Genomic DNA, 12,458 nt, shown 5'->3' with positions numbered 1-12,458 from the left:
TCTATGACCGATCACAAGACTGCCGAAGCAGTCCTCAAGAAATATGACCGCGAATCAAACACCGTCCACTATGCGGGACTTCCAAAAAAAATCATCGCCGCCATTGCCATCACCTTTTCCGTCTTTCAGCTCTATACGGCGACCTTCGGCATTCTCGACGCGCAGCTGCAGCGTGCTGTCCACCTCGGCTTCGGACTCGCGCTCGCGTACCTCCTCTATCCCTTTCGGCGCGCGTGGACACGGGACAGCTTCTTTCATCCCATCGACGTGATCTTCGCCGTCCTCGGTGCAGCGGCACCCGCCTACATCGTCATCCAGTATCGCGAACTCGTGACGCGTGCAGGCGCGATTGCGCCGACCGATGTGGTCGTCGGCGGCATCGGCATCCTCCTCGTCATCGAGGCGACGCGGCGGGTCGTCGGGCTGCCGATGGTGACCGTCGTGCTCTTCTTTCTCGCGTACGCCTTCCTCGGTCCCTATATGCCGGGCGTACTGGCGCATAGGGGGCTTTCGATCGAGCAGCTTGTCAGCCACCTCTACTTTACGACCGAGGGCATCTTCGGCATCCCGCTCGGCGTCTCCTCGACGTTCATCTTCCTCTTCATCCTCTTCGGTGCATACCTTGAGAGCACGGGGCTCGGCAAGTTCTTCATCGATCTGGCGAACGCCGTCGCGGGGTGGGCGAGCGGCGGTCCTGCGAAGGTTGCTGTCCTGTCGAGCGGACTGATGGGTACCGTCTCGGGAAGTTCCGTCGCAAACGTCGTCGGCACGGGCTCGCTCACGATCCCGATGATGAAGAAGCTCGGCTATCATCCGAACTTTGCGGGTGCGGTCGAGGCGGCGGCATCCACGGGCGGTCAGCTCATGCCGCCGGTCATGGGCGCAGCGGCGTTCCTCATGGCGGAATTCGTCGGCGTTTCCTACATCGAGGTCGTCAAGGCTGCGGCGATCCCTGCGCTCCTCTACTTTACGGGCGTCTGGCTCGGCGTGCACTTCGAGGCAAAGCGCAAGAATCTCAAGGGGATTCCGCGCAATGAACTGCCGAATCCACTGACCCTCATCAAGGAGCGCGGACATCTGGCGATCCCGCTCGTTGTCATCGTCTATCTCCTCGTCTCGGGCTACACACCCATGCGTGCGGCACTGGTCGCCATCGTCCTCTCCATCGCCTGTGCCATGCTGCGCAAATCCACGCGCATGAAGCCGATTGAGATCGTCTACGGGCTTGAGCGCGGCGCGAAGGCGGTGCTCGGCGTGCTCATCGCCTGTGCGGCGGCGGGCATCATCATCGGTGTCGTCACGAAGACGGGCGTCGGACTGCGCCTCGCCTCCGGACTCATCGAGATGGCGGGCGGCATGCTGCTCCCCGCGATGTTCTTCACCATGATTACGGCGATTGTCCTCGGCATGGGCGTGCCGACCACGGCGAACTACGTCATCACCTCGACCATTGCTGCGCCCGCGCTCGTGCAGATGGGCGTGCCCATCCTCGCGGCGCACATGTTTGTCTTCTACTTCGGCATTATCGCGGATGTGACACCGCCCGTCGCGCTCGCCGCCTATGCGGGGGCGGGCATCAGCGGAGGCAATGCGCTCAAGACGGGCGTGCACGCGTCGAAACTTGCGATTGCGGCGTTTATCATCCCGTACATCTTCGTGCTTTCTCCCGTCATTCTGATGGTCGACGCAACCCCGCTGACACTCATTGTCGCGACGCTCTCCGCGCTCCTCGGCATGATTGCCGTCAGCTCCGCACTTTGCGGATTCCTCGCCGATCACTGCCGCCTGTATGAGCGCGTCCTGCTCATCGTCGCGGGACTCCTCATGATCAAGCCCGGCGGCATGACCGACATGATCGGTCTCGCCATCTTTGCCGTGATTCTCGCGATGCAGTACACGCGCGCGAAGAAGGCGGAAGCATGAAGACCGCGCAGGAATCCATCGAGGAGCGCAGCTTTTTCAATGCGATCAAGACACTGAACGGGGCTCCGGAAGTCGATCGCGATGCGCTCTGGAACTACCGCATGGGCTATGCCCTGTACTTTTTCGCGGTCAATCGTTATCCGAAACTTTGTGCTTTGCGTCTGGCTCTGCAATATTTGGAAGCGGCGGAGCATGATGCGGCGGGCAAGGCGGAGATCGAGCGTATCTTCTTCGGCAAGCCCGGCGGGATGACGGAACGGTGCAAAGAGGCGGTTGAAAACAAGCACGGCTGGTATGCGGAGGAGCCCGCTTCTATGAGCGTGGAACAGCTCGTGTGTGAAGTTGAGGCGGAGCGGGAATGCCTGCGCCGTGCGGTGACAGCATTCTTTGAACGCACGCAGCGGCGGGAGATTGTGATTACACATCATCCTTCGCAGAAAAAACTTCCCGTCGGGGCAAGCAAGTTCTACGGAACACCCGACCTGCCCGCAGATTTTGACTGGCCGTACTATAAGGGAACGGACTTCGAGGATGTGACAAAGAACCGTCCACTCGCCTTTCTCGCGCAGATCAACCTTGGCGAAGCCGCGCAGTACGATCGCACAGGTCTCCTGCCGAAGACGGGCGTGCTCAGCTTCTTCTATGAGACCATGTCGATGGAGTGGGGCTTCGAACCGGGGCACAAGGGCTATGCGCGCGTCTACTATTTCAAGGAGACGGAGCAGCTTGTCTCGACGGCGATCCCGGCGGAAACGAAGGAGTGGAGTGTGGGCGAACAGGCACTGACATTTGCAGACGCCGTCAGTCTCCTGTCGTCTTTTGCATACAGCCGCAGGAGCGGGAAAGAGGTGGATTGGGACACCTACAACGAACTGCGGGCGGAGTTCGGATACGATGCTGCCGCACACGAGGACAATCCCATGAAGATGCTCGGCTATGCGGATGAGATTCAGGGCGAAATGGAGCCTGAGTGTGAGCTTTACAGCAGAGACATCGAGGGGGATGTGCACGCACGGTGCTTCGAAGAGGAGGATGCGGATCCGGTGGAAACATCCGTGGAGCGCTGGGTATTGCTGCTGCAAATGGGGACAGTGACGGACGGGGATACGGAGCTGATGTACGGCGACTGCGGTCTGATCTACTTTTGGATTCGGAAGGAAGACCTTGCCGCACGGAATTTCGACCGTGTCCACCTGATTTTGCAGTGCGGTTGACGCATGCTTAATGGGATTGATTTTTTGCGCAAATCAGATACAATGACCATAGAACAGCGAGCGTGTCGCCGCTCAGAGTGCGACCACAACAAACGGAGAGGGTCGATGCCTTCTTCGTTTGCTTTGATATGGACAGAATAAAGAAAAATACTTGCAAAAGTCTATATAAAAAACGAGGAACCCTTGCACGTTTGCAGGGGTTCCTCATTTTTGTGTGTTCCGTAGGGAATCACTGATAAAATAGACCTTCAGATTGGCGTAGATTTTTTCGTCCGATTGAGAAGGAAAACCGGACGCAGAGTGGTGCTCTGTGGAGGATTTGCAGGCGTTGTGCGGGCAAAAAAGATGCGCCAAGATGATGGTGCTGAATTTATCAGTGCTTCCCTAGTTCTTATCGAGCGGCTTGATGTCGATCGGAGCGTCCTCCGTGGATTGCTCCGGCTCTTCCTCCGGGTCCTTGCGCTTGCGCAGGAAGAAGAATGCGCCGGCGCCGATGAGGATGACGACGAGGACGATGGTGCCGATGATCGTCGTCTTGTGCCAGATGCGGAATGCGACCTCCATCTTCGACGACTCGCCTGTGACAAGCGTCTTGCCGAGGTTCCACGTGAGCTGTTTGCCGTCGTTCTCCGAGCGATCGGCGTTCGAGCTTGTGGGCACAACGGGCAGTGTCATCTGATAGGTGAACGTGATGTTGCTTGCGAACGCACCCGCGCCGCCGCCGTTCTGGCTCCCCTCGAAGAGCAGGTCGAAGTTGTAGTCCGTGTAGAACAGGCTCTTGTTCGCGGTGATGCCCGTGTTCTTGCCCTCGTTCGCCTTGAAGAAATCGTTCTCGGACAGCTTGTCGATCGTCGCGTAGTGCTCCGTGATCTCGTAGCCCGACATATTCTCCTTTGTCACGGGTGTGACCTGCGCATCAGGATTCTTGGCAGTCGCCGCCGTCTTGCTCTGCTCGACGATCTCGGCGAGCATCGGCACACTGACGAGCGTCGTCTTGAGATCGGCACTGCCGTCCTCGTTGATAACGACATTTACATCGCCGCTGAAACAGCCGCTCGTGAGTGCGAGTATGCCCAGCATCGCTGCCGCGAGGACCGTGCGCACCGCATGTGTGCATCGTGTCAGAAACATAAGATACCTCCTATAAATTTTAATACCAATTCTATTATATTCTACATGAGTATGTTGGATTTTGCAAGACGAATGATTGACAGGATGGAATACAGTGATTTTTTCATTGTATTATTCGGAATCTCATGCTATACTCATGCAAACTCCATATATCTTTATGTTTTTCGAGCCGCCGTACCTGTGGCACAGGCTATGGTGCGTCGGCCTGATCGCGGGATTCTCGCAGATCACGGGGGAAGGTATGGAAACGTCCTTCCCTGCCCGCAGGCTTTTGTCTGCATTGCAAAGGAAAACCGGCAGGGGGAGAACTGCGCTCTTTTTGTGCGCTGTAATTGCTCGCTGGATTTTTCCGGCGGGCATTTTTTGTTGGGAAAGTTTGGGGATTTGCAGAACGGAAAAGGGGCGTTATGGGGCAATATGCGCGTATGATGGCGGCGGGGAGTGTGCTCGCCGTACTGTTTTTTGTGCTCTCACTCTCGGTCGGGCGGTTCTATGTTCCGTTCGATCAGGTCTGTGCGATTCTGGCGTCAAACTTTATCGAACTTCCGATCACGTGGGACGCGTCGATGTATAATGTCGTCATGGTGATCCGCCTGCCGCGCGTCCTCGGGGATATTCTCGTGGGCGTTGCACTCGCGGTGTCGGGCGCGGCATATCAGGGCGTCTTTCGCAACGATCTCGTCTCGCCCGATCTCCTCGGTGTCTCGCAGGGCGCGAGCGTGGGCGCGTGCCTTGCGATTCTCGCGCATTTGACGCTCGGAGTCACGGCGGTCGCAGCGTTTCTTGGCGGTATCGCGGCGGTTACGATGACACTCATGCTGCCGAAGCTCGTGCAGAGCCGTTCGCGCATCGTGCTCGTCCTCTGCGGCATCATCGTCTCGGGCTTTATGGCGGCGGTGATCGGGCTGCTCAAATACCTCGCCGACCCTGATACGGAGCTCGCGGACATTGTCTACTGGCAGCTCGGCAGCCTTGCAAAGGTCTCATGGGACAACCTGCTCTACGTCACGCCGATCATCGTCCTCATGCTCGCGGGGCTGCTTGCGATGCGCTGGCGCATGAATGTGCTCTCGCTCTCCGATCAGGAGGCGGCGAGTCTCGGCGTGAATGTGCAGCGCGAGCGACTTGCCGTGATCGCGCTTGCAACACTCCTCACGGCATCGGCGGTGTGCCTGAGCGGAACGATCGGCTGGATCGGGCTGATCCTCCCGCATCTGGCGCGGATGCTCGTCGGCGGCAACCACGCGCAGCTCCTGCCCGCGACGGCGGTGCTCGCCGCGTCCTTCCTGATGCTCGCCGATCTCCTCGCACGCACGCTGACCTCGGCGGAGGTGCCGCTCGGGATCCTCTGCGGCTTCGTCGGGACACCGTTCTTCGCGTGGATTCTCTATCGCCAGCGGAGGTATTTCTGATGGAGCGCGCAATGCTTTGGCTCGATGACGGCTCGTTCCGTTACCGCGCGGATGCGCCGTACATCTTCGAGCACATCTCGTTCTCGATCAAGGGCGGCGAGGTGCTCGCGCTCCTCGGGCGCAACGGTGTCGGCAAGTCGACGCTGCTTGCGTGTCTCATGGGCTTTCAGGAGCTGACACAGGGGCGCATCTATACGAACGGGCACAACATCTATGCGATGTCACCGCGCGAGCGTGCGCGGGAGATCGCGTTCGTGCCGCAGATCATTAGCGCGGAGAGCTCGTTTACGGTGCGCGACTACGTGTCCTTTGGCGCGACGGTGCGCACGGGGATGTTCTCAGCGCCGAACAAGGCGGACTATGCGCAGACGGATGTGATCCTTGAGGAGCTGGGCATCGCGCACATCCGCGACCGCCAGTGCAGGGAGATCAGCGGTGGTCAGCGACAGCTGGTCGCCATCGGGCGCGCCCTCCTGCAGAATACGCAGCTCATCCTCATGGACGAGCCGACGGCGGCACTCGATGTGCGCAATCAGGTGCTCGTCCTGCAGATCATCGACCATCTGCGTGCAAAGGGCTACGGGGTCGTCTTTACAACGCATCTGCCCGAGCAGGCGCTACTGCTGAACAGCCGTGTCGCGCTCTGCTTCGGCACGCATATGGATTTTTACGAGTCCGTGGACGAGGTGCGGGTATCGCACCTTGAGGAACTGTACGGGACGAAGCTGAGCCTTTTTCACAGCGACAATGTGGGGCGTACGGTCTGCGTGATTCCTCGGCTGTAGTATGTCGTGCATCCCCCTCGCGAACGCCTCGTTGCACAAGCGGTCGCACACTTATCTGTCTAAATACCTGCGGATCTCAATCGCGCTTCGCTTGAACGAATGAAATCCGCAGGGGGCAGAACGTGTGCTTTTCCCGCTTGTTCCACTAGGGGTCGCTACGGGGGATTACACGCTAACAATAAAGTTTCAGGTTTTTCAGATGAAAGGATGTATGCAATGAAGAGAAATCTCATTGCGCTGCTGGCTCTCGTCATGATGGTCGCAGCACTTGTGGGCTGCGGGACGGAGAACGCCGCGCAGGGCAAACAGGAAAGGGCGCGCACGGTCACGGACATCGACGGCACGGAGGTCACGATTCCCGCGAACGTGGAGCGCATCGCCGACCTTTGGCACGCGAACAATCAGGTTGTGCTGCTTCTCGGCGGCGCGGACAAGCTCGTCACAACGACGAAGAATGTGCAGGGGCTCCCATGGTTCGCGCAGGTCTATCCGCGTATCGCGGAGATCTCCGCGCCGGTCAAGGGCACGGATGTGAACTGGGAAGAGGTTGAGAAGGAGAAGCCGCAGGTCGTGCTTGCGAGCAGTAAGGAACAGATCGAGACGGCACGCAAGAACGGCTATACGGCGGTGCGTGTCAACTTTGCGACCTATGACGGGCTGCGCAAGGTTGTGAAGATCACGGGCGATGTGCTCGGCGGCGATGCTGTGAAGAATGCGGAGACGTACCTCTCCTACCTCGACGAGAAGACGAAGTTTACGGATGAGCGCACGAAGAAGCTCAGCGATGCCGACCGCCCCGTCGTGCTCCACATCGTCGGCGGCGACGACCTCTTCAAGGTGGACGGCGTGGATACGATCATCGACGAGTGGATTCGCTACGGCGGCGGGCGTAACGCGATCACAGCGAAGGGACCACAGATCAAGACAACCATCGAGGAAGTCCTCAAGGCGGATCCGGATATCATCATCATCGGCGGTATGCAGTCCGCAAAGGGCATCGAGGCAATCAAGAACGATCCGCAGTGGTCGAGCATCAAGGCGGTCAAAAACGGGCGCATCTATGCGAACCCCGTCGGCACGTTCAACTGGGATCGCTACAGTGCCGAGTCCGCGCTGCAGCTTCTCTGGGCGGCACAGACGATCCAGCCGAAGCTCTTTGCCGATGTCGATCTCGTGAAGGAGACCGTGGACTTCTACAAGCGTTTCCTCCACTATGATCTGAGCGAGGCAGATGCACAGCGCATCATCAAGGGCGAAGCACCTGCGAAGTAATTGTTTCATTGATTGTCGGCACTGCCCCAGAACTCTCTGTGGCAGTGCAGCAATACAGGAAGCACTGATAAATTCAGCCACGCCATCTTGGTGCATCTTTTTTGCCCGCACTGTGTCGACAAATCCTCCACGTAGCTTTGGCTATGCGTCCGGTTTGTCTCCTTGTTCGGACAAAAAATCTACGCCAATCTGACGGACTTCATTTTATCAGCGATTCCTATATTTTAGGACAGCGGGGAATCCCGCAGGGAAAGGACTGTTTTGTTTATGAAGAAGAATCTTGTCGCGGCTCTTGCCGCAGCACTCACGATCGGCGCGGCATCGACCACGTTTGCGGCGGCGAATCCGTTCAGCGACGTTCCGCGTGACCACTGGGCGTACGATGCTGTGACCCAGCTTGCCGCAGACGGTGTCATCGAGGGCTACGGCGACGGTACGTATCGCGGTGACCGCAACATCACGCGCTATGAGATGGCGCAGATGGTTGCAAAGGCGATGGCAAAGGGGGATATGTCTACATCGGACAAGGCTCTTGTTGATCGTCTTGCCGCTGAGTTCGCCGATGAGCTGAACAACCTCGGCGTGCGCGTTGCAAATCTCGAAAAGAACGCCGATATGGTGAAGTGGACGGGCTTCTTCCGTTATCAGTACACAAGCGATCGTCATGATGGCAAGGCGCGCGCGAATCAGAACATGGCGATGTTCCGCGTGTTCCCGACGGCAGAGGTCAACAAGAACTGGAAGGTGACGGCACGTTTGACGGGCTATCATCTGATGGATAAGGATGCGGGCGACGGAAAGGGCAGCGAGAACTTCAAGGTGGATCGCGCCCATGCCATCGGCACGTACGGCAAGTTCGAGGTGCGCCTCGGTCAGATGCCGCTCTTCTCAGACGTGGATAACGGCATGGTTTCCGATCCGCCCTCGATGTCCGGCGCGACCGTGCGCTTTGGCAATGTGGTGAGGGCAAAGGTCGTAGCGGGGCGCGTCAACAAGCTGGGTACTTCGAGCGATCCTGCGGCGAACGTGCAGGTGATTGAGCTGACCGGCAAGAGCGGCAAGATCAATGCGGGCGTTGGCTACTACCATGCGAACAGCGAGAAATATCGCGTGGCGGGCTACAAGAACAGCGGCACGACGGACGAGGCACGGATCTTCTCCTTGGGCGGCGGTATTGCCTTTGACAAGAATGTCAGCCTCTCGGGCGCATATGCGCAGAACACGGAGGCGGATCGCTATAAGAAGGCGGGCAGTGTGCAGCTCTCGTACAAGGGCGCGAAGAAGTCGGATGTCGGCTCGTGGGGAATGTTTGTCGCCTACCGTCACCTCGGTGACTATGCTGTGTTCAAGCCGACGTACAACGCGATCAGTGCGGGACAGAAGGGCTGGGAGGCCGGCGTTCACTATGTGCCGTTCAAGAACGTTGTCGGCAAGGTCGAGTATTTCCGCGGCAAGGATCTCAAAGGCGATAAGGATGCGAGCAAGATCTTTGCGCGTGTAGATTTCAATTTCTAAACGAATTATTTTCATACTGAGCCACCCGATGACATTCGTCATCGGGCGGTTTTTCTAAACGAAAGGAGATTTTATGAGAGATACATTCATCCTGCGGCGTGCCCTTACCGCGCTCCTCGCGGCGATCGTTACGATGGCGCTGCTCGTGGGCTGCGGGCAGGACGCCAAGAAGGCGGCGGAGCAGAAGCCCGTAGCGGCGGAGAACTACACGTTCACTGATCAGGCGGGCAATGAGGTCACGGTGAAGGCACCCGTGGAGCGCATGGTCGTCCTGCAGCATCACTCGCTCGACATCATCTGCCAGCTCGGCGGGCAGGACAAGATCGTCGGTGTCGAGTCGACGTGGCAGCGCGACCTCGGCGACTACATCGCGGACATCTGGCCGGCGATCAAGGAGATGCCGACACCGGGCACGCTCTCGCAGCCGAACATCGAGGAGATCGCAAAGCTGAAGCCCGACATCGTGATCGTCGCCTCGCAGTCCGATCAGGCATCGGCGGCAAAGCTGCGCGAGATGGGCATCCCCGTCGCGGTGATTTCACTGCGCGGCGAGGGGAAGCAGGCGGAGGCGCAGAATCCGCGCCTGTCGAATGCGGACAAGGCGTATACGGACGGCCTACGCGGTGCGATTGAGATCCTCGGACACCTCACGGGACGTGACGCGAAGGCAAAGGAGCTCTGGGCATTTGCCGAGGAGAGCCGCGCCATCGTCGAGAAGGCGGTTGGCACGATTCCCGACGCGGAGCGCGTGACGGCAATCCCCGTTGGCAGCAAGCACATGGTCTACGGCAACGACAAGTATGTCGGCTGCATGCTCCTGCGTGCGGGCGGCATGAACCCTGCGGCGAAGGACATCCAGGGGAACGGCGAGTACAACGTCGAGTCGCTCGCAAAGTGGAATCCCGATGTCATCATCTCGCAGGATCGCTACCCCGAGATCTACAAGGAGTTCACCACCGATCCCGCCTACGCACAGCTGCGAGCCGTCCAGAACGGCAATGTAATCGAGGCTCCCTACTGGGCAAAGCCGTGGGGCAATCCCGATGCGGACTCGGTCGCGCTCGGCGAGCTGTGGCTTGCACACATGTTCTATCCGGACAAGGTGAGCGCAGACGTGGTCATGGAGCGCGCGAAGAAGTTCTATGAGACGTTCTACGGCGTGCCGTTCACGGGCACGGTCGGAGACGGCATCGTGCGGAAATGACGCGCGTAAGTAAATACGTCATGGGGGGGCAGGGCGCTCTTTTCGTCCTGCTCCCTTTGGCGTGCATCCTCTACTCGCTGACCCTCGGTGCGTATCACATCTCGCCGACGCACGTCTACCAGATTCTCCTTGCGGACTTCACGGGCGTACTGCCGCCCGATGTGACAGCGATGGAGGTGTCGATGATCTATGACGTGCGCCTGCCGCGCATCCTCGGCGCGGTCGTTGCAGGCTGCGGGCTTGCCGTTGCGGGCGGTGTCTTTCAGGCACTCTTCGGCAATCCCCTCGCGAGTCCCTATACGCTCGGCGTATCAAACGGCGCGGGATTCGGCGCGGCCCTTGCGATCGTGCTGTCTCTGCCGGCGGCGGGCGTGCAGATGGCGGCACTCGTGTTCGGCATCGTGTCCGTGGGGCTGACGTTCCTCCTCGCGGGACGAAAGCGCGGCGCATCCGTCACGATGATCCTCTCGGGCATGCTTGTGAGCGCATTCTTTTCCTCGCTCGTGGCACTCTTGAAATTCACCGCCGATCCGCAGGAAAAGCTGCCGCAGATCGTCTACTGGCTCATGGGCTCGCTTGCAAGTGTCAAGTTCGATGGGCTTCTGCTCATCCTGCCCGCGTATCTTGCGGCACTCACGCTGCTGTTCCTCTATCGCTGGCGCATCAACATCCTCAGCATGGGCGAGCAGGAGGCGCAGTCGATGGGCGTTGCCGTCCGGCGTGACCGCGCCGTCATCATTCTCGCTGCGACACTCGTCACTGCGCTCGTCGTCAGTATCTCCGGTATCATCGGCTGGGTCGGCATCGTCATCCCGCATCTCGCGCGTATGATCGTCGGCCCCGATTTTCGGCGGCTGATGCCCGTGTCCGCATCGCTCGGCATCGTCTATCTGCTCGTGATCGACGATCTCTGCCGCACGCTGACGGCACTTGAGATTCCGATTGGTGTCATTACGGGCATTGTGAGTATTCCGATCTTCATTTACTTCATTCTGCGAAAGAAGGTGCGCTGGTGAGACTGGACGTAGAGCAGCTGGGCTTTTCCTACGATGCGCGGCGCACAATCTTGGAGGATGTGACATTCTCCCTCGCGGGCACGGGGATTTACTGCATTCTCGGAAAGAACGGCACGGGCAAGAGCACCCTGCTGAAATGTATTGTGGGCGAGCATGGCGGCACAGGGCGCGTGCTCCTCGACGGGAAGGAGCGCGGTGCGTATGGGCAGCGGGCACTCGCGCGAAAGATCGCCTACATCCCGCAGAACCATACGCCGACCTTTCCCTTCCGTGTGCTCGATGTCGTCATGATGGGGCGCACAGCGCACATGCGCTACTTCGGCTCGCCCGGAGAGCGCGAGGCGGAGCTTGCCCTGCATCACCTGCACTTTCTTGGCATCGCGCATCTCGCGGAGCAGCCCTATACGAACATCTCGGGCGGCGAGCGTCAGCTCGTCCTGCTCGCGGCGGCGCTCACGCAGCAGCCGGAGCTCCTCATCCTCGACGAGCCGACAGCACACCTCGACTTCGGCAACGCGCACCGCTTCCTCCATCTTGTGCAACGACTTCATGCGCAGGGCATCGGCATCCTGATGACGACGCACTTCCCCGATCACGCGCTCTATCTCGCGGCGGAGACCCTCGTGCTGAAGGACAAGACACTCTGGAAGCACGGCGCGGCAGCGGAGGTCATCGACGAGGAGGGCATGACCGCACTCTACGGACTGCCTGTCCACATCGGGCAGATCGGCACGCGCACGGTCTGTGTCGGCGGGGATATTGCATGAAGTTCGCGTCTTGAAATTTGAAATGTGCTGTGCTATACTATGCCTAGGCAAGGACGAACTGATACAGGCGTCACAAACGACGAAGCCCCCGTAAGAACTGGCGATTCTTACGGGGGCTTCTCGCACATTTATGGGGCGTTCTCACCTTGGGCTAGCTACTCAACGAAGGCAGCTGTCTAGCCACTGGCAAATGTAGTAGGCTACTACACTCGCCGTAAC

10 protein-coding genes, 1 pseudogene and 1 riboswitch are annotated in these 12,458 nt (G+C 59.1%); of the genes and pseudogenes, 9 read left to right on the top strand and 2 right to left on the bottom strand.

The window, feature by feature from the left end; genetic code table 11:
- Positions 1 to 3 precede the first annotated feature (3 nt).
- Both HMPREF9081_RS01055 and HMPREF9081_RS01050 read left to right on the top strand, forming a co-directional pair.
- On the top strand, positions 4 to 1,923 hold the full coding sequence (locus tag HMPREF9081_RS01055; RefSeq protein WP_006305029.1) for a TRAP transporter permease: 1,920 nt from the start codon (positions 4 to 6) through the stop codon (positions 1,921 to 1,923).
- Positions 1,920 to 3,137, top strand: a complete 1,218-nt coding sequence (locus HMPREF9081_RS01050; RefSeq protein ID WP_006305028.1) for a YwqG family protein — start codon at positions 1,920 to 1,922, stop codon at positions 3,135 to 3,137. Before HMPREF9081_RS01055 ends, HMPREF9081_RS01050 begins: the two co-directional genes overlap by 4 nt.
- 384 nt (positions 3,138 to 3,521) lie before the next feature.
- Here the strand turns inward: HMPREF9081_RS01050 and HMPREF9081_RS01045 are convergent, their stop codons facing one another.
- Positions 3,522 to 4,268, bottom strand: a complete 747-nt coding sequence (locus HMPREF9081_RS01045) for an EGFR-like transmembrane domain-containing protein (RefSeq protein ID WP_006305027.1) — start codon at positions 4,266 to 4,268, stop codon at positions 3,522 to 3,524.
- Between the two features lie 150 nt (positions 4,269 to 4,418).
- A riboswitch (molybdenum cofactor riboswitch) is annotated at positions 4,419 to 4,575 on the top strand.
- Positions 4,576 to 4,675: 100 nt separating this feature from the next.
- On the opposite strand from HMPREF9081_RS01045, the gene HMPREF9081_RS01040 reads away from it, so the two are divergent.
- From HMPREF9081_RS01040 to HMPREF9081_RS01030, 3 genes are all read left to right on the top strand, one after another.
- A complete protein-coding gene (locus tag HMPREF9081_RS01040) occupies positions 4,676 to 5,680 on the top strand; it encodes a FecCD family ABC transporter permease (protein WP_006305025.1) in 1,005 nt (334 codons plus the stop codon).
- The gene (locus tag HMPREF9081_RS01035) at positions 5,680 to 6,465 is read left to right on the top strand and encodes an ABC transporter ATP-binding protein (protein WP_006305024.1); all 786 of its coding nucleotides are present in this window, start codon (positions 5,680 to 5,682) and stop codon (positions 6,463 to 6,465) included. The genes HMPREF9081_RS01040 and HMPREF9081_RS01035 overlap by 1 nt, the downstream gene beginning before the upstream one ends.
- Before the next feature lie 216 nt (positions 6,466 to 6,681).
- Positions 6,682 to 7,737, top strand: coding sequence for an ABC transporter substrate-binding protein (locus HMPREF9081_RS01030; protein ID WP_040394176.1), 1,056 nt, complete (start codon positions 6,682 to 6,684; stop codon positions 7,735 to 7,737).
- A 56-nt stretch (positions 7,738 to 7,793) separates the two neighbouring features.
- Here the strand turns inward: HMPREF9081_RS01030 and HMPREF9081_RS14240 are convergent.
- A pseudogene (locus tag HMPREF9081_RS14240) lies at positions 7,794 to 7,916 on the bottom strand (secretion protein HlyD); the annotation flags it as partial.
- A gap of 88 nt (positions 7,917 to 8,004) precedes the next feature.
- On the opposite strand from HMPREF9081_RS14240, the gene HMPREF9081_RS01025 reads away from it, so the two are divergent.
- From HMPREF9081_RS01025 to HMPREF9081_RS01010, 4 genes are all read left to right on the top strand, one after another.
- Positions 8,005 to 9,252 carry an S-layer homology domain-containing protein gene (locus HMPREF9081_RS01025; RefSeq protein ID WP_006305022.1) on the top strand — a complete coding sequence of 416 codons (1,248 nt, stop codon included), beginning with the start codon at positions 8,005 to 8,007 and terminating at the stop codon, positions 9,250 to 9,252.
- Between the two features lie 73 nt (positions 9,253 to 9,325).
- Complete coding sequence (locus HMPREF9081_RS01020; protein WP_006305021.1) at positions 9,326 to 10,456, top strand: ABC transporter substrate-binding protein; 1,131 nt, start codon at positions 9,326 to 9,328, stop codon at positions 10,454 to 10,456.
- A complete protein-coding gene (locus HMPREF9081_RS01015) occupies positions 10,453 to 11,472 on the top strand; it encodes a FecCD family ABC transporter permease (RefSeq protein ID WP_006305020.1) in 1,020 nt (339 codons plus the stop codon). Before HMPREF9081_RS01020 ends, HMPREF9081_RS01015 begins: the two co-directional genes overlap by 4 nt.
- Complete coding sequence (locus tag HMPREF9081_RS01010; RefSeq protein ID WP_006305019.1) at positions 11,469 to 12,239, top strand: ABC transporter ATP-binding protein; 771 nt, start codon at positions 11,469 to 11,471, stop codon at positions 12,237 to 12,239. The genes HMPREF9081_RS01015 and HMPREF9081_RS01010 overlap by 4 nt, the downstream gene beginning before the upstream one ends.
- The last annotated feature ends 219 nt before the right edge of the window (positions 12,240 to 12,458 follow it).

It is taken from the genome of Centipeda periodontii DSM 2778 (assembly GCF_000213975.1).
GTDB classification, from domain to species: Bacteria; Bacillota; Negativicutes; order Selenomonadales; family Selenomonadaceae; genus Centipeda; species Centipeda periodontii.
Note: the sequence above shows the minus strand (reverse complement) of the source record. Positions and strands in the feature narration are given on the sequence as shown.

Coding starts and splice junctions, on each gene's coding strand:
- HMPREF9081_RS01055 (WP_006305029.1), top strand. CDS start 4: ATGACCGATCACAAGACTGCCGAAGCAGTCCTCAAGAAATATGACCGC.
- HMPREF9081_RS01050 (WP_006305028.1), top strand. CDS start 1,920: ATGAAGACCGCGCAGGAATCCATCGAGGAGCGCAGCTTTTTCAATGCG.
- HMPREF9081_RS01045 (WP_006305027.1), bottom strand. CDS start 4,268: ATGTTTCTGACACGATGCACACATGCGGTGCGCACGGTCCTCGCGGCA.
- HMPREF9081_RS01040 (WP_006305025.1), top strand. CDS start 4,676: ATGGGGCAATATGCGCGTATGATGGCGGCGGGGAGTGTGCTCGCCGTA.
- HMPREF9081_RS01035 (WP_006305024.1), top strand. CDS start 5,680: ATGGAGCGCGCAATGCTTTGGCTCGATGACGGCTCGTTCCGTTACCGC.
- HMPREF9081_RS01030 (WP_040394176.1), top strand. CDS start 6,682: ATGAAGAGAAATCTCATTGCGCTGCTGGCTCTCGTCATGATGGTCGCA.
- HMPREF9081_RS01025 (WP_006305022.1), top strand. CDS start 8,005: ATGAAGAAGAATCTTGTCGCGGCTCTTGCCGCAGCACTCACGATCGGC.
- HMPREF9081_RS01020 (WP_006305021.1), top strand. CDS start 9,326: ATGAGAGATACATTCATCCTGCGGCGTGCCCTTACCGCGCTCCTCGCG.
- HMPREF9081_RS01015 (WP_006305020.1), top strand. CDS start 10,453: ATGACGCGCGTAAGTAAATACGTCATGGGGGGGCAGGGCGCTCTTTTC.